Source organism: Brucella sp. MAB-22, assembly GCF_025908475.1.
Classification (GTDB): Bacteria; Pseudomonadota; Alphaproteobacteria; order Rhizobiales; family Rhizobiaceae; genus Brucella; species Brucella anthropi.
Genome location: NZ_CP109782.1, coordinates 2,559,290 through 2,573,750, shown reverse-complemented (window position 1 = coordinate 2,573,750; position 14,461 = coordinate 2,559,290). Strand labels below are relative to the sequence as shown.

Genomic DNA, 14,461 nt, shown 5'->3' with positions numbered 1-14,461 from the left:
CGCTGTAGCGAGACCAGAGACCGTAGGAAACGCGACGGATTGGGGTAAGCCGGAAGACACCAAAATCAGGGACTTGTATCTGATCTCTAGCACTAAAGCTTTTCAACGAACTAAGGAAATTGAATGGTGATCCCGGCTGGGTTCGAACCAGCGGCCTACAGATTAGGAATCTGTCGCTCTATCCTACTGAGCTACGGGACCAACCGATGAGCATTCGCCGGTGATTCCAGCATTGCGAATGCTTTCAGACACATACTGTTTTTCATGCTGGTCGCCAACCCCGCAAAAAGCGGGGCAGGCGGATTTATTCAGCTATCAGGCGGCAAGCGCCGTTTCCGCTACCGCTACAAAATAGCTGACGCCATAGGGAATGGCATCGTCATTGAAGTCATAGGCCGGATGGTGAAGGCCGGGCGTATCGCCATTGCCGAGGAAGATATAGGCGCCGGGACGCGCTTCCAGCATGTAGGAAAAATCTTCCGCCGCCATCATCGGCTCGACACTCTCATCCACTTTGCCTTCGCCCGCCACAGCGCTGGCGACGCGGGCGGCAAACTCCGTCTGCGCATCGTGGTTGTAGGTGACCGGATAATTGTTCTTGTAGCGCACGGTGATTTCTGCACCGGTGGCGGCTGCGATACCGGCGGCAGCTTCACGGATACGGCGTTCGGCAAAGGCGCGGGTTTCCTTCTTGAGCGTGCGGACCGTGCCCGACAGCGTCGCCTTTTCCGGGATCACATTATAAGCCTCGCCCGCAATGAACTTCGTCACCGAGATCACAAGTGAATCAAGCGGATCGACATTGCGCGAAACAATGCCCTGAAGGGCGATCATCAGCTGGGAACCTGCCAGAATCGGATCAATGGTGCGATGCGGCTGCGCTGCGTGGCCGCCGCGACCTGTGATGAAAAGGTCAAATTCGTCGGTTGCGGCCATGATCGGACCTTTTCGCATCGCGAACTGTCCGACCGGCAGGCCCGGCATATTGTGGATGCCGTAGACTTCCGAAATGTTGAAACGGTCCATCACGCCGTCCTCGACCATGGCGAGGCCACCGGCGCCGCCTTCTTCGGCAGGCTGGAACAGAAGCGCGACCGAGCCGCGGAAATTGCGGGTCTCTGCGAGATATTGCGCTGCGCCCAGCAGCATTGAGGTGTGTCCGTCATGGCCGCAGGAATGCGCCTTGCCGGGATTTTGCGAGACCCATTCGACACCGCTCGTTTCGGTGATGGGCAGGGCATCCATGTCGGCGCGCAGGCCAATTGCCGGGCCATCGCCATGGCGACCCTTGATGATGCCAACCACGCCTGTGCGTCCGACGCCTGTTTCCACAAGATCGCAACCGAAGGATTTCAGCTTGTCTTCGACAAATTGTGCAGTTTCGTGCACGTCATAGAGAAGTTCAGGATTTTGGTGCAGTTTTCGGCGCCATGCGGCAATTTCCGCTTGCGTTTCAACGGCACGATTCAACACTGGCATTTTCTGATGGCTCCCCGGATTGGGCGTGATTTGAAGGAAACAGGATATGACGTTTCGGTGAAAGCGGGCAATCCCTGTTTGCCTTTTCATCGCCACATGGCATAGATAAAGAAAGAGTTAATCTCCCATTATAGAGCAATTCGAACCCGCAGAAGTTGCAGGCTATTTCGATTGGAACTACGGAATGATGTCGAAATCATTGAAAATCTGGTTTGCAGCTGTTGGCTTGTCCGCGACCGCACTGGCGTCCGCCGCCGCTAATCCCTCGATCGCAGTGGATGTGGCAACAGGCAAGGTCTACCAGCAGCAGGAAGCTTTTCAGCGCTGGTATCCCGCTTCCCTGACCAAGATGATGACGGCCTATGTGGCATTCCGTGCGCTTCAGTCGGGCCAGATGACGCTGGATTCGCCGGTGCGCATGACGGTCAACGCCGCCAAGGAACCGCCGAGCAAGATGGGCTACAAGCCGGGATCGGTCATGACGCTCGATACGGCGTTGAAGATCATGCTGGTTAAGTCGGCCAATGATGTTGCGGTGGCCGTTGCCGAGGCCGTGGGCGGAACGGAATCCGGTTTCGTGCAGCGCATGAATGCGGAAGCGCAGCGTATCGGTATGGTCGGCTCGCATTTCGCCAATCCGAACGGCTTGCATAATCCCAATAACTACACAACGGCTCGCGACCTGGCGGTTCTGGCCGTGCAGCTGCGCCGCGAATTTCCGCAATATGCGCATTATTTTGCGACCGAGGCGATCGATCCGGGCGCGGGCAAGAAAGTTCAGGCCAATTACAACATCCTGCTTGGCCGCTATGACGGGGCGGACGGGATGAAGACCGGTTTCGTCTGCGCATCCGGCTTCAACCTAGCAAGTTCGGCAACGCGCAACGGCCGGACGGTGCTGGCAATTGTTCTCGGTGCGGACCGGCAGGAAGCGCGCGCGGTTCAGGCAGCACAGCTGATGACAGACGCTTTCAGGGCAAATGCGAGCGGTGGCGCTACATTGGCGACCTTGCGCCCCGCAGCCGGCGGAAATCTCAATCAGGCCGTCGATATGCGCAAGGCTATCTGCAGCCAGCAGGCCATGGCCGATCGCTGGGACGGTCGCGATGTCGAGGGCAAGCTGAAAATCAATTCGCCTTATATCCATGCGATGGATCGCGATCCGGTTCCGGTTCGCGTCGGTCTGGTTTCCGAACCGGGTCCGACGACCCGCCCGAGCCAGCTCGACATTTCGCAGATTCCGGTGCCAATGCCGCGTCCGCAGCGTTCCGCCGGTGCCAATACCACCGCGATCAACTGATATGCCGAATCCCATTCCCGTTTCCGTGCTGACCGGTTTTCTTGGTTCAGGCAAGACGACGCTTCTCAACCGGCTTCTGAAAGATCCGGCGCTGAGCGATACGGCGGTCATCATCAACGAGTTCGGCGAGATCAGCATTGATCATCTGCTGGTTGAGCAGGCGAGCGAGGGCGTGATCGAGCTTTCCGACGGCTGCCTGTGCTGCACGGTGCGCGGCGAGCTGGTGGATACGCTGGCCGACCTGATCGACCGGCTCCAGACCGGGCGCATCAAGGCGCTGAAGCGCGTCATCATCGAAACCACCGGGCTCGCCGATCCGGCGCCGGTGCTGCATTCGATCATGGGGCATCCGGTGCTCATGCAGGCTTTCAGGCTCGATGGGGTTCTCGCGACCGTGGATGCCGTCAACGGCATGGCGACGCTCGACAATCACGAGGAAGCCGTCAAGCAGGCGGCAATGGCCGACCGCATCGTGCTGACCAAAACCGATCTGCCGGAAGCGCAGTCAGGACTGGCGGTATTGAAGGCGCGTCTTCATGCGCTCAATCCCGGCGCAGACATTCTGGAAGCTGGTGAACAGCGCACAGGCTATGCGGCGCTTTTTGAATGCGGTCTCTATAATCCGGAAACGAAATCGGCGGACGTGCAGCGCTGGCTCAAGGCGGAAGCCTATGAGGCCGGTTATCATGACCACTCCCATCACGGGCATTCTCATCATGGGCATGACCATGTATGCGGGCCGGATTGCGATCACGACCATCATCACCACGATCACGATCATGGCCACGATCACCATCATCACCATGACGATGCGATCCGGTCCTTTTCGCTTCGTCACGATGCGCCGATCCCACTATCGACCTTCGACATGTTCCTTGATCTTTTGCGCTCGACGCATGGCGAGAAGCTTCTGCGTGTGAAGGGCATCGTGCAGATTGCCGAAGACCCGGATCGTCCGGTTGTCATTCACGGGGTGCAGAAGATTTTCCATCCGCCAGCGCGCCTGCCGCAATGGCCGCAGGATAAACGCGAAACGCTTCTGGTGATGATCGTGAAGGATCTGCCGGAAACCTATGTTCGCGAGCTTTTTGATGCGTTTTTGGGGCGTCCTGCGCTCGATAGGCCAGACCGTGCCGCGCTGATGGAAAATCCGCTGGCTATTCCGGGTTTTTCGCCTCGGAGCTGATACTTATTTCTTGCGAATAAGGAAGCGATGCAACGTCCCTTGGTGCTCCTGCGCGACCAGGGCGTGGCCTTCCTGCGTGCAGAAATGCGGGATGTCGATGCCGGACAGCGGATCGGTCGCTTCCACCCAGAGAAGCGCTTCGCTCGGCATTTTTTCCAGACGATTGCGGGTTTTCAAAACCGGAAGGGGGCATTTAAGCCCCCTCAGGTCGTAGACAGGAATGTCATCCTGCAAGGCCATCAGTTCCCGATGATCTTCCACCACGGCTTCTTCGGTTCGGGGGCTGCGACAGCTGCTGGCTGTTCGACATTCTGCGCCACCGTGCTGGCGGTCGTCATTGGAGAGACCTGAGGTGAAACGGACTGAGCAGCCTGCGCTGCAGCCGGGTTTGGCTGCGGTGCGGGCACGGCTGCGGTCTGTGTCGCGGGCTGAGCCGGAACAGCAGCCGGTTGCGGCGTTGCAGCAATGGCTGTCGGCTGTGCGGCTGGCGTTGCCGGGCGAATGTCCGGTGCGCCCGCCTTTTCAGCAGAAGAAGCGGTGAGTGACGGCGGTTCCCGCGTTACCTTTTCACCGCGTGCACGCGCAGCGCTCCAGGCGGAGACGAGCTTGGCTTCGGCGATGCCCTGAATAGACGGTGCCGGTGCCTTCTGGCTGGCGCTGAATGCCGACTGATAGGTCTTTTCGTAAGACGCATAGGACATGGCCTCGCCGCCAGCCGAAGGCGGGCAGGCGTCCGTTGCGGACAGAGGCTGGCCGTCCGGTGTCGCGACGTTGAACACATAGCGCTTTTCGCAAACATCGACCTTCGGTGGCACCTTGGTGACCTCGAAAGAGTCGTAGCCCTGCTTCAGCATCTTCCAGAAGGAATAGTTCGGGTCGCTCTTGTATCGCGCCATGTTGGCAGCTGTCATACGGAACGGAAACGCCTGAATCTGGAAATCGCGCTGGCCGCCCTTGAAGGCGTCGCGACCGAAGGCGTAAATCTCGGCAACCTGTTCGTCGGTCATCGAGTAACAGCCCGACGACGAGCATGCGCCATGCACCATCAGGTGCTGGCCTGTGCGGCCATTGGCGCGGTCATAGGCGTTGGGGAAGCCGATGTTGAACGAGAGATAATAGCTCGAATTCGGATTCATCTGGGCGGGGCGGACGTTGTAGAAACCTTCCGGTGCCTGACGGTCACCCTCGATATATTTCGGCCCGAGCTTGCCCGACCATTTGCAGATGTCGTAGGACGCGATCTGGTCGTACTTGCCGTTGTTCTTCTGCTTCCAGACCTCGAGTGTGCCTTCTTCCTTGAAAATGCGTACCATGATTGGCGAGGTGCGGGTCATGCCCTTCGCCTTCATCTTGGCAACGACTTTCTCGGGAAGCGGCTTCTCGGCCCGGAGGCTTAGATCGGATACGGACGAACCCTGACAGCCGGCGAGGAGCGCGGTTGCCATTACGGAGCCTAGAATTGCGGTTCTGATCTTCATGTCGCATCGAGTCTGTTAGAGCTACGCCAGAGACTTTATGAGCAAAAGCCAATTTCCTGAACGTCGAATTTTAAAACCGAAACCTTACGGTATCGTTTATAAATCCTTGCTCAGATAGCTAAAGCGCGTCGCGTTCTATCATATCTTTGCGATGCGCTTTAGCTGTTTATTTTCTGGAGCATGTCGGTTCCGGAAAACCGGTTTCCACTTTTCCGCGACATGCTTTGAAATCCAGCGCGTCGGCAATATGGCCGAATTTGCAGCATGATGCAAATCCGGGAGGCGCTAGGCCTCCCGGACGGGTCTTCTTTTTGTTCTGAACCGCGCATCTTATTCCGAAAACCGTATTACACTTTTCGGGAGGCGCTCCAATTCGCGGTGAAAATCAGATGTTGCGGCCGATTTCGAGGAATTTCTGGCGGCGTTCCTGCTTCAGCGTTTCGCCGTCGATATCCTTCATCGAGCGCAGCGATGCTGTGATGATATCGCCAGCCGCATCGATGACGGCTTCCTTGCCGCGATGCGCGCCACCCATAGGTTCAGGAATGACACCGTCAATGACCTTCAGGTCAAACAGGTCCTGTGCGGTGATACGCATGCTTGAGGCGGCATCCTTGGCGCGGGTGGAATCGTGCCAGAGGATCGACGCAGCACCTTCGGGCGAGATCACCGAATAGATTGAATGCTCAAGCATATAGACGCGGTTTGCAACGGCGATGGCGATTGCGCCACCCGAACCGCCTTCACCGATGATGATCGAGATGACCGGGACGCGCAGCCGGAGGCATTCTGCAGTCGAGCGCGCAATGGCTTCAGCCTGGCCGCGTTCTTCGGCGCTGACACCCGGATAGGCGCCTGCCGTGTCGACGAAAGTGATGAGCGGCAGCTGGAAACGGTCCGCCATTTCCATGATGCGGACGGCCTTGCGATAGCCTTCCGGACGGGCCGAGCCGAAATTGTGCTTCAGGCGCGTCTTGGTGTCGGAACCTTTTTCCTGCCCGATGATCGCAACGGCCTGACCGTTGAAGCGGCCAAAACCAGTCTGGAGAGCTTCGTCATTGGCAAACTTGCGGTCACCGGCGAGCGGAGTGAATTCGGTGAACAGCCGGTCAATGTATTCCAGGCAATGCGGACGGTCCGGATGGCGGGCGATCTGCGTCTTCTGCCACGGGGTCAGCTTGCGATAGATGTCCTTCAGCGCATCGGCCGAACGCTTCTCGAGGCGACGAATCTCGTCGCTCATCTCGACGCTGCCTTGTTCCTGTGCGAGCTTCTTCAGCTCCAGAATCTGGCCTTCGAGGTCGGCGACGGGTTTTTCAAAATCGAGATAGTTGTACATCGGGCCTGACTGTTCGTGCGTTTTCCAAAGGGATTAGCGCTATTGCGAGCCTGAAAAAGGCTGTTTTACGGCGCTTTACATATTCACTACTGGCTCATCTTGCAAATTTTCGACTTTCTCATAACCGGACAGAGGCTAATCGGCAAGCGGATGATGCTCGCTGACAAGCTTATGCAGTCTTTCCTCCAGCACATGCGTATAGATTTGCGTCGTTGAAATGTCGGCGTGGCCGAGCAATTGCTGCACGGTGCGCAGATCGGCACCGTTCTGCAGCAGGTGGCTGGCAAAGGCATGGCGCAGCACATGTGGTGAAATGGCGGCGGCCGATAATCCTGCCCGTGCGGCAAGTCCCTTCAGTTCGCGGGCAAAAACCTGACGCGCCAGATGGCCGCTTTCCGAAAAAGCCGGAAACAGCCACGGATTGTCGTCGCTGCCAGGCAGGGAATCCCGCAAGGCGAGAAAGCGCTGCAACGCCTCACGTGCCTTGGGCGAAAGCGGGACCATGCGTTCCTTGGAGCCCTTGCCGCGAACCAGCAGGAAGCGGTGGTCAGTGCGCGCAACGCCGACCGGCAGGCCGACAAGTTCGGAAACGCGCATGCCAGTGGCATAAAGTGTTTCAATGAGAGCGTGAAGACGCAGCGCCTTGAAGCGCTCTGCCGGTTCCGCTTCTTCGCTGGTTTCAAGTGCTGCGCGGTCGAGTAGTTTTGTGACGTTCTCAACGCTCATGATTTTCGGCAAAGGCTTCTGCTTTTTCGGCGCATCGACCGTGCCGGTTGGATCGTCCTGCCGATAACCTTCCGAATAGAGAAAGCGGAAGAACTGGCGTAGCGCCGACAGACGCCGGGCTTGCGATGTTGCGGCAAAACCTTCCGTTGCCATGGCATCGATGGCGCTGCGAATATGGTCGGCTCCCGCTTCGGCAAGATTGACGCCTCGGGCCGACAGCGCCTCTGCCACCGCCTCAAGATCGCGCCGGTAGGATTCAAGCGTGTTTTCCGCCGCGCCGCGTTCGGCGCTCATCATTTCCAGAAAGTTCTCGATCGCCAGCGATGCGCGCATTGTCATTCCTGCGGTGTCTGCGGCGATTGGGGCGCCGTATCGGCGGTTTCCGCCGGGGCAGGCTCGGCTGCGGGGGCTGACGGAGGCGCAATCGTCACCGGTTTCAGCTTCGAAGCCGGTATTTCGACGGTGATCTCGCGTGTGTCTGGTTCAACGAAATTGGCAAGTGCATACATCGCGCCATAAACGACGGCGGCGACAAGGGCGAGAAAGAGGACGAGGCGCGTTAGCGTAGGCATTCATCTTTTATGCTGTGGCATTGGGACGAAAGCAAGGAGGGGGGACGAAAGCAAGGAGGAGGAATGAAAGAGGAGACAAGAGCCCAATCATGCAAAAAAGCCTTGCTTGCGGCCATGCACGCCCTGAAAACCAATCAAAGCAATTGACGTCGCCCTGTTTTTCATGTGGAACCGGAGCAAATGGACGAGGTCAATGAGCAGCACGACAAAACAAAACAATCTACATGAGAAAGCGGAGCTGATCCGCGATCTTCTCGGTTCGAAAGTCGTGGTGCTCGTGGGGCTGATGGGTGCAGGCAAATCCACCGTCGGACGCAAGGCTGCAGCCTTGCTCGGCCTGCCGTTTCGCGATGCCGATACGGAGATCGAAGCGGTTTCCCGCATGACCATTCCTGAATTGTTTGAAGCATATGGCGAGGTCGAGTTCCGCGATCTCGAACGTCGCGTCATCATGCGCCTGCTCGAAGACGGACCGATGGTTCTGGCCACCGGCGGCGGGGCCTATATGAATGCCGAAACACGCGCGGCAATCGGTCGTGCAGGTGTTTCCGTCTGGCTCAATGCGGAAATCGATATTCTGATGGAGCGCGTATCGCGCCGCCAGAACCGCCCGCTGCTGAAAAACAGCGATCCGCGCGGCGTCATGCTGCGGCTGATGAATGAACGTTATCCTGTCTATGCACTGGCCGACCTTCAGCTGATGACGCGGGATGACAAGAAGGAAGTGATCGCTGCCGAACTGCTCGATGTTCTGGCGGATCATCTCGAAAGATTAGAGGCATAATCGGTCCGGTAGAACAAGCCACCGATGTCTTCGCCGCATGTATTGGAGACTACGCATGAACGCGCCTTCCATCGCCCAGGATGTTACGACTGTTCCCGTGTCGCTTGGCAACCGCTCCTACGATATTCTGATCGGCAAGGGGCTGGTGGATCGTGCAGGCGAGGAGTTGGCGAAGCGTCTGAAAGGCGTGCGCGTGGCGGTGGTGACGGACGAAAATGTTGCCAAGGCTCATCTGGAGCGCCTGACAGCAAGCTTCGCCAAGGCCGGTGTCGATGTGACGCCGGTGATTGTTGCACCGGGTGAAAAGTCAAAATCCTTCGGCACGCTGGAAACCGTCACCAATGCCGTACTGGCGGCGCGTCTGGAGCGTGGCGACGCGGTCGTGGCATTTGGCGGCGGTGTGGTTGGCGATCTTTCGGGCTTCGTCGCCGGTATCGTGCGGCGTGGTATGAATTTCGTGCAGATGCCGACCTCGCTCCTGTCGCAGGTGGATTCCTCGGTCGGTGGCAAGACCGGGGTCAACACGGCACACGGTAAAAATCTCGTCGGTGTCTTTTATCAGCCGCAGCTGGTTCTGGCCGATACGGAGGTTCTCGATACGCTGAGCCCGCGTGAATTCCGGGCCGGTTATGCCGAAGTTGCGAAATACGGCCTGATCGACCGTCCGGATTTTTTCGAATGGCTGGAACAGAACTGGCAGGAGGTCTTCTCCGGCGGGGCGGCACGGACGCAAGCCATCGCTGAATCCTGCCGCTGCAAGGCAGCCGTTGTTGCGCGCGACGAGCGCGAAACCGGCGATCGGGCGCTTCTCAATCTCGGCCATACTTTCGGTCACGCGCTGGAAACGGCAACGGGCTACGATTCGACCCGTCTTGTGCATGGTGAAGGTGTGGCTATCGGCATGGCGCTGGCCCATCGCTTTTCGGTCAAGATGAACCTGTGCGGCATCGAGGATGCGGAGCGTGTCGAAGCGCATCTGAAAGCCGTCGGGCTGCCATACAGGCTGTCGGATGTTCCGGGCGGGTTGCCACCGGCGGAAAAGTTGATGGATTATATTGCGCAGGACAAGAAAGTGGCGCGTGGTGCGCTCACCTTCATCCTGACGCGCGGCATCGGCCAGTCCTTTATTGCCAAGGACGTGCCGCCAGCCGCCGTGCTGGAATTTTTGAAAGAACGTCTGGAAACGAAATAATACCAAGTCTCGGTGAGTTTGGCTCATCGAGACTTGGTTAAGCCCGTGCGGCGATTGAGCAACTTCAGGGCGTGATGCGTCAGCATCTTAGCGCCCTGCTATAAGAGGATAAGGCGGATGGCTTTCGAGCTCTGGGTTATGTGCGGCATCATCCTGCTCTGCGTCATTCTCTCAGCATTCTTTTCCGGGTCCGAAACGGCGCTGACGGCGGCGTCTCGAGCCCGGATGCATACGCTCGAACATAATGGCGATGAGCGCGCAGGGCTGGTCCAGCGTCTCATCAGTCGCCGCGACCGGCTGATCGGTGCGCTTCTGATTGGCAACAACCTCGCCAATATTCTGGCGTCCTCCATTGCCACCAGCATCTTTTTGAACCTGTTCGGCGATGCGGGCGTTGCCTATGCCACGCTGGCAATGACGGTCATTCTGGTCATTTTCGCGGAAGTGCTGCCGAAATCCTGGGCGATTTCCGGTCCAGACCGGTTTTCGCTTGCCGTTGCACGCGGCGTGTCGCTGGTCGTCCTGATCCTCGGCCCGATTTCCAGTGCGGTGAACCGCATTGTGCGCGCGATCCTGAAGCTCTGTGGCATCAATCTTGCCGCCGGTCGGTCCATGTTGAGCCCGCAGGAGGAATTGCGCGGTGCGGTCGAGGTGCTGCATCGCGACAAGTCGCTCATCAAGGAAGATCGTGACCAGCTGGGCGGCCTGCTCGACCTCAAGGAGCTGGAAGTCAGCGACGTCATGGTGCACCGGACCTCGATGGGCACCGTCAATGCCGATGCTCCGGCGGATGAGATCGTGCGCGATATTCTGGCCAGCCCGCATACACGTATGCCGCTCTGGCGCGACGATATCGATAATATTGTCGGCATTATCCATACCAAGGACCTGCTGCGCGCGCTTTACGACGTCGACAATGATTTCAAGCGCATCGACATCATGAAGGTTGCGCGCAAGCCGTGGTTCGTGCCCGACACGACCACGTTGCAGGACCAGCTCGACGCGTTTCTCCGCCGGAAGGCGCATATTGCCATCGTCGTCGACGAGTATGGTGACGTGCAGGGGCTGGTGACGCTTGAGGATATTCTGGAAGAAATCGTCGGCGATATTGCCGACGAACACGATATCGAAATCCAGGGTGTTCGCCTGCAGCCGGATGGTTCGGTGATTGTCGACGGATCGCTGCCGATTCGCGATATCAACCGCGCGCTTGACTGGTCTTTGCCGGATGAGGAAGCGACAACGATTGCCGGTCTGGTCATTCATGAGACCCAGACCATTCCCGAAGTGAAACAGGCTTTCACCTTTTACGGGAAGCGCTTTTCCGTCCTGAAGAAGGAAAAGAATCGCCTGACACGGCTGCGCATCGTGCCGCTTGATGCCGATGGAAAGCCTGCGCCCATAGTTGCGGCGCTGCCGCGCTGAAAGCTATCGCGGGAGCAGTTTTCACCTAACACTTTGTTTCTGAATATTTTAATCCCAGACTAAAGCCAGTTTTCGGCCGGAAAATCTGGCCGGGCTGGCGTTGTTTTTTCCGGTTTCTTGTGCGCGTTTCAGTATTAAATATAAGTAATAATAAAACGATATTATAGTATAATATTATTCTAGTCTAATATATGGCGGATACAACTACTGGTAATAGAAAAAAATTCATTTGAAATTATTGAAAATATACGCTTCTATACAATAGTTTTTCGCAACAATAAGGCTACTAATAATCCGGTGGCATCCATTATATATGACTTATGTTTGGATACGAAAACTACGGAGAAAATCGCCTACGACCTGTTTTACAATTAGAGAAATACAGCCTTGGTCTATTGGTACTTGCACTAGATACTATTCTGGAATTTCTTTTCTCCGCAAAGTTCGAACTACCTGGTCTATATTACAAAGGCGCCCTTTCGGGCGCCTTTGTAATATAGACCAGGGTTTACGCCGGATCTGATCAGGGGAAGAGACGTTCCCGTCTGGGACGGCATGTCGAGCCCGGATGCCAAGTGATGGGTAGTCGTGAAGCTGCTCAGCGCCGCGTTGCTTCGCCAGGAGCGGAAGGCTCCAGTGCAAGTGCATGGACGCCGCTATCCAGTTCTTCCTTCAAAAGTTCGTTAATGGCGCGGTGGCGCTGAATGCGACTCATTCCGGCAAAAGCTTGGGCAACGATACGGATGCGAAAGTGTGTTTCGCCGGTGCCGTCATAGACTTCATGATGTCCGCGCTCCTCGTGATGATGTCCGGCGTGGAGATGGCTTTCATTAATGACTTCAAGCCGTTCGGGAGCGAAAGCCGTGGTCAGTTTCGCTTCCATCGCGCTTTGTTTGCTATTGTGAATGGACATTTGGACCACTTCTCCCCATATAGACGCTGTGCCTCATATAACGTTGCTTCGGCAGCAAAAGGTGGGGCAAATCCGCACAGGAAAGCAACCTGCTTCAAAATTTCGCCCAGTTGAAATGGCCAAAAGCCAGACCGGACGAAATGTCAATTCTTGTTCAGCAACTCATAATCCGCATAATTCGATTCGATGACAACGAACTCAAAATTTTTCGACAGTATCCGCATCAAGCCCAAGAAGACCGCGGAAGCGAAGGCTTCGGGGCCTTGCTGCCAGTGGGACGGGTGCGACAAGCCAGGCACGCATCGCGCGCCTGTCGGACGCATGCGCGAAGGTGAATATTTCCGCTTCTGTGTTGATCACGTGCGGGAATATAACAAGAATTTCAATTACTTCTCTGGCCTTTCCGATGGCGACATCGCGAAATTCCAGAAGGATGCGATTACGGGTCATCGACCGACATGGTCGACGACGGCGAACTCCACCGCCAAGCCGCGCACGTCGCCGGACATGGCGAAGGTACGTTCCGGTTCGGCTTCCTATCACAACCGCATCCGCGATCCCTTCAACCTTTTCAAGGAAGCCAAGGGACATGCGCCGGGCCAGAAAGCGCAGCGCAAGCCGCGTACGCTCGAGATAAAGGCGCTGGCGACACTCGGTCTTGAACCAAATTCGACTGGCGATAAGATCAAGGCGCGCTATAAAGAGCTGGTAAAACAGCACCATCCCGATGCGAATGGTGGTGATCGCGGATCGGAAGAAAGATTTCGCGATGTTATTCAGGCTTATCAATTGCTCAAGCAGGCAGGTTTTTGCTAAAGCCTGTTTGGGTCTGAAAGGCCGACTATGGGGCTGTCGCCGACAGCTCCGACGGACATTCTTCTGCCGCGCGATTGCGTGGACGCAAGCACGGATGCCCGCAACGAATTACGGAAGGGGCATACCGTCCGGCTCGCCGGAAAAACATGCCCACGGGTGAAAGTTGCCGGTCGGTAGCTTGCCGGTATTAATTCGCGGCCGGTCGCTGCCTGCCGCTCTGGAGGCATGATGAACAAGGTTGAGCGGGATATAGCCAATTTGCCGGATACAACGGTTTCGGTGCGCGAAGTGTTCGGGATTGATTCCGACATGACGGTGCCAGCCTATGCGGCAGGCGATTCCTATGTGCCGGAGCTTGATCCGGATTATCTTTTCGACCGTCAGACGACGCTCGCGATCCTTGCAGGCTTTGCCTATAACCGCCGCGTGATGGTTTCCGGTTATCACGGCACCGGCAAGTCGACCCATATCGAACAGGTCGCAGCCCGCCTCAACTGGCCTTGCGTGCGTGTCAACCTCGACAGCCATGTCAGCCGTATCGATCTCGTCGGCAAGGATGCCATCGTCGTGAAAGACGGCATGCAGGTCACCGAATTCAAGGACGGCATCCTGCCCTGGGCCTATCAGCACAATGTGGCTCTCGTTTTCGACGAATATGATGCGGGTCGTCCGGACGTGATGTTCGTGATCCAGCGCATTCTGGAAACTTCGGGCCGTCTGACCCTGCTCGACCAGAGCCGCGTTATCCATCCGCATCCGGCTTTCCGTCTGTTCGCCACTGCCAACACCGTTGGCCTCGGTGACACGACCGGCCTCTATCACGGCACCCAGCAGATCAATCAGGCGCAGATGGACCGCTGGTCCATCGTGACGACGCTGAACTATCTGCCGCACGACAATGAAGTGAATATCGTTCTCGCCAAGGCCAAGCATTACCAGAATGCCGAAGGCCGCGAGATTGTGAACAAGATGGTGCGCGTGGCCGACATGACCCGTCAGGCCTTCATCAATGGCGATCTCTCGACCGTCATGAGCCCGCGTACGGTCATCACATGGTCCGAAAACGCCGCGATCTTCAACGATGTCGGCTTTGCCTTCCGCCTGACCTTCCTCAACAAGTGCGACGAACTGGAACGCCCGATTGTGGCCGAGTTCTATCAGCGCGCTTTCGGCGTTGAGCTGCCCGAATCGGCAGCGAATATCGTTCTCGCTTGATGCGGAAGAAGCCTGCCGCCTGAGCGTGTCCGGCGG

15 protein-coding genes and 1 tRNA gene are annotated in these 14,461 nt (G+C 57.1%); 8 read left to right on the top strand and 8 right to left on the bottom strand.

Annotation, left to right across the window (positions count from 1 at the left end; all coding sequences use genetic code 11):
• Positions 1-124: 124 nt before the first annotated feature.
• Both OHI65_RS21960 and OHI65_RS21955 read right to left on the bottom strand, forming a co-directional pair.
• Positions 125-201 (bottom strand) — tRNA-Arg (locus OHI65_RS21960).
• 114 nt (positions 202-315) lie between these two features.
• On the bottom strand, positions 316-1,479 hold the full coding sequence (locus OHI65_RS21955) for a M20 aminoacylase family protein (RefSeq protein ID WP_012091109.1): 1,164 nt from the start codon (positions 1,477-1,479) through the stop codon (positions 316-318).
• Positions 1,480-1,663: 184 nt separating this feature from the next.
• Between OHI65_RS21955 and OHI65_RS21950 the strand changes: the two genes are divergently transcribed.
• Positions 1,664-2,779 (top strand): D-alanyl-D-alanine carboxypeptidase family protein, encoded by a 1,116-nt coding sequence (locus tag OHI65_RS21950; protein ID WP_012091110.1) that lies wholly within the window; start codon positions 1,664-1,666, stop codon positions 2,777-2,779.
• 1 nt (position 2,780) lies between these two features.
• The gene (locus OHI65_RS21945; RefSeq protein ID WP_125301591.1) at positions 2,781-3,965 is read left to right on the top strand and encodes a CobW family GTP-binding protein; all 1,185 of its coding nucleotides are present in this window, start codon (positions 2,781-2,783) and stop codon (positions 3,963-3,965) included.
• Between the two features lie 3 nt (positions 3,966-3,968).
• Here the strand turns inward: OHI65_RS21945 and OHI65_RS21940 are convergent, their stop codons facing one another.
• The 5 genes from OHI65_RS21940 to OHI65_RS21920 form a co-directional block, all read right to left on the bottom strand.
• Positions 3,969-4,226, bottom strand: a complete 258-nt coding sequence (locus tag OHI65_RS21940; RefSeq protein ID WP_036596460.1) for a sulfurtransferase TusA family protein — start codon at positions 4,224-4,226, stop codon at positions 3,969-3,971.
• On the bottom strand, positions 4,205-5,443 hold the full coding sequence (locus OHI65_RS21935; RefSeq protein WP_125301593.1) for a L,D-transpeptidase family protein: 1,239 nt from the start codon (positions 5,441-5,443) through the stop codon (positions 4,205-4,207). The genes OHI65_RS21940 and OHI65_RS21935 overlap by 22 nt, the downstream gene beginning before the upstream one ends.
• Before the next feature lie 385 nt (positions 5,444-5,828).
• A complete protein-coding gene (locus OHI65_RS21930) occupies positions 5,829-6,782 on the bottom strand; it encodes an acetyl-CoA carboxylase carboxyltransferase subunit alpha (RefSeq protein WP_010657619.1) in 954 nt (317 codons plus the stop codon).
• A gap of 135 nt (positions 6,783-6,917) precedes the next feature.
• Positions 6,918-7,841 carry a site-specific tyrosine recombinase XerD gene (gene xerD, locus OHI65_RS21925; RefSeq protein ID WP_125301595.1) on the bottom strand — a complete coding sequence of 308 codons (924 nt, stop codon included), beginning with the start codon at positions 7,839-7,841 and terminating at the stop codon, positions 6,918-6,920.
• A 2-nt stretch (positions 7,842-7,843) separates the two neighbouring features.
• Complete coding sequence (locus OHI65_RS21920) at positions 7,844-8,080, bottom strand: hypothetical protein (RefSeq protein ID WP_012091114.1); 237 nt, start codon at positions 8,078-8,080, stop codon at positions 7,844-7,846.
• A 193-nt stretch (positions 8,081-8,273) separates the two neighbouring features.
• On the opposite strand from OHI65_RS21920, the gene OHI65_RS21915 reads away from it, so the two are divergent.
• The 3 genes from OHI65_RS21915 to OHI65_RS21905 all read left to right on the top strand — a co-directional run bounded on the left by OHI65_RS21915 (position 8,274) and on the right by OHI65_RS21905 (position 11,481).
• Positions 8,274-8,864, top strand: coding sequence for a shikimate kinase (locus tag OHI65_RS21915; protein WP_010657616.1), 591 nt, complete (start codon positions 8,274-8,276; stop codon positions 8,862-8,864).
• Between the two features lie 55 nt (positions 8,865-8,919).
• Positions 8,920-10,056: a 3-dehydroquinate synthase gene (aroB, locus tag OHI65_RS21910; RefSeq protein ID WP_125301597.1), complete on the top strand. Its 1,137-nt coding sequence runs from the start codon at positions 8,920-8,922 to the stop codon at positions 10,054-10,056.
• 117 nt (positions 10,057-10,173) lie between these two features.
• Complete coding sequence (locus tag OHI65_RS21905; RefSeq protein ID WP_010657614.1) at positions 10,174-11,481, top strand: HlyC/CorC family transporter; 1,308 nt, start codon at positions 10,174-10,176, stop codon at positions 11,479-11,481.
• 598 nt (positions 11,482-12,079) lie between these two features.
• Here the strand turns inward: OHI65_RS21905 and OHI65_RS21900 are convergent.
• Positions 12,080-12,394: a BolA family protein gene (locus tag OHI65_RS21900; protein ID WP_010657613.1), complete on the bottom strand. Its 315-nt coding sequence runs from the start codon at positions 12,392-12,394 to the stop codon at positions 12,080-12,082.
• Here OHI65_RS21900 and OHI65_RS22985 point away from each other — a divergent pair.
• The 3 genes from OHI65_RS22985 (at position 12,387) to cobS (ending at position 14,425) form a co-directional block, all read left to right on the top strand.
• Positions 12,387-12,584, top strand: a complete 198-nt coding sequence (locus OHI65_RS22985) for a hypothetical protein (protein ID WP_080514313.1) — start codon at positions 12,387-12,389, stop codon at positions 12,582-12,584. The genes OHI65_RS21900 and OHI65_RS22985 overlap by 8 nt on opposite strands.
• Positions 12,581-13,210: a J domain-containing protein gene (locus OHI65_RS21895; protein WP_010657612.1), complete on the top strand. Its 630-nt coding sequence runs from the start codon at positions 12,581-12,583 to the stop codon at positions 13,208-13,210. Before OHI65_RS22985 ends, OHI65_RS21895 begins: the two co-directional genes overlap by 4 nt.
• 228 nt (positions 13,211-13,438) lie before the next feature.
• Positions 13,439-14,425 carry a cobaltochelatase subunit CobS gene (gene cobS, locus OHI65_RS21890; RefSeq protein WP_010657611.1) on the top strand — a complete coding sequence of 329 codons (987 nt, stop codon included), beginning with the start codon at positions 13,439-13,441 and terminating at the stop codon, positions 14,423-14,425.
• The last annotated feature ends 36 nt before the right edge of the window (positions 14,426-14,461 follow it).

Excerpts from the sequence above, each read along its gene's own strand:
- OHI65_RS21955 (WP_012091109.1), bottom strand. The coding sequence starts at position 1,479 with ATGCCAGTGTTGAATCGTGCCGTTGAAACGCAAGCGGAAATTGCCGCA.
- OHI65_RS21950 (WP_012091110.1), top strand. The coding sequence starts at position 1,664 with ATGATGTCGAAATCATTGAAAATCTGGTTTGCAGCTGTTGGCTTGTCC.
- OHI65_RS21945 (WP_125301591.1), top strand. The coding sequence starts at position 2,781 with ATGCCGAATCCCATTCCCGTTTCCGTGCTGACCGGTTTTCTTGGTTCA.
- OHI65_RS21935 (WP_125301593.1), bottom strand. The coding sequence starts at position 5,443 with ATGAAGATCAGAACCGCAATTCTAGGCTCCGTAATGGCAACCGCGCTC.
- OHI65_RS21930 (WP_010657619.1), bottom strand. The coding sequence starts at position 6,782 with ATGTACAACTATCTCGATTTTGAAAAACCCGTCGCCGACCTCGAAGGC.
- xerD (WP_125301595.1), bottom strand. The coding sequence starts at position 7,841 with ATGCGCGCATCGCTGGCGATCGAGAACTTTCTGGAAATGATGAGCGCC.
- OHI65_RS21920 (WP_012091114.1), bottom strand. The coding sequence starts at position 8,080 with ATGCCTACGCTAACGCGCCTCGTCCTCTTTCTCGCCCTTGTCGCCGCC.
- OHI65_RS21915 (WP_010657616.1), top strand. The coding sequence starts at position 8,274 with ATGAGCAGCACGACAAAACAAAACAATCTACATGAGAAAGCGGAGCTG.
- aroB (WP_125301597.1), top strand. The coding sequence starts at position 8,920 with ATGAACGCGCCTTCCATCGCCCAGGATGTTACGACTGTTCCCGTGTCG.
- OHI65_RS21905 (WP_010657614.1), top strand. The coding sequence starts at position 10,174 with ATGGCTTTCGAGCTCTGGGTTATGTGCGGCATCATCCTGCTCTGCGTC.
- OHI65_RS22985 (WP_080514313.1), top strand. The coding sequence starts at position 12,387 with ATGGACATTTGGACCACTTCTCCCCATATAGACGCTGTGCCTCATATA.
- OHI65_RS21900 (WP_010657613.1), bottom strand. The coding sequence starts at position 12,394 with ATGTCCATTCACAATAGCAAACAAAGCGCGATGGAAGCGAAACTGACC.
- OHI65_RS21895 (WP_010657612.1), top strand. The coding sequence starts at position 12,581 with ATGACAACGAACTCAAAATTTTTCGACAGTATCCGCATCAAGCCCAAG.
- cobS (WP_010657611.1), top strand. The coding sequence starts at position 13,439 with ATGAACAAGGTTGAGCGGGATATAGCCAATTTGCCGGATACAACGGTT.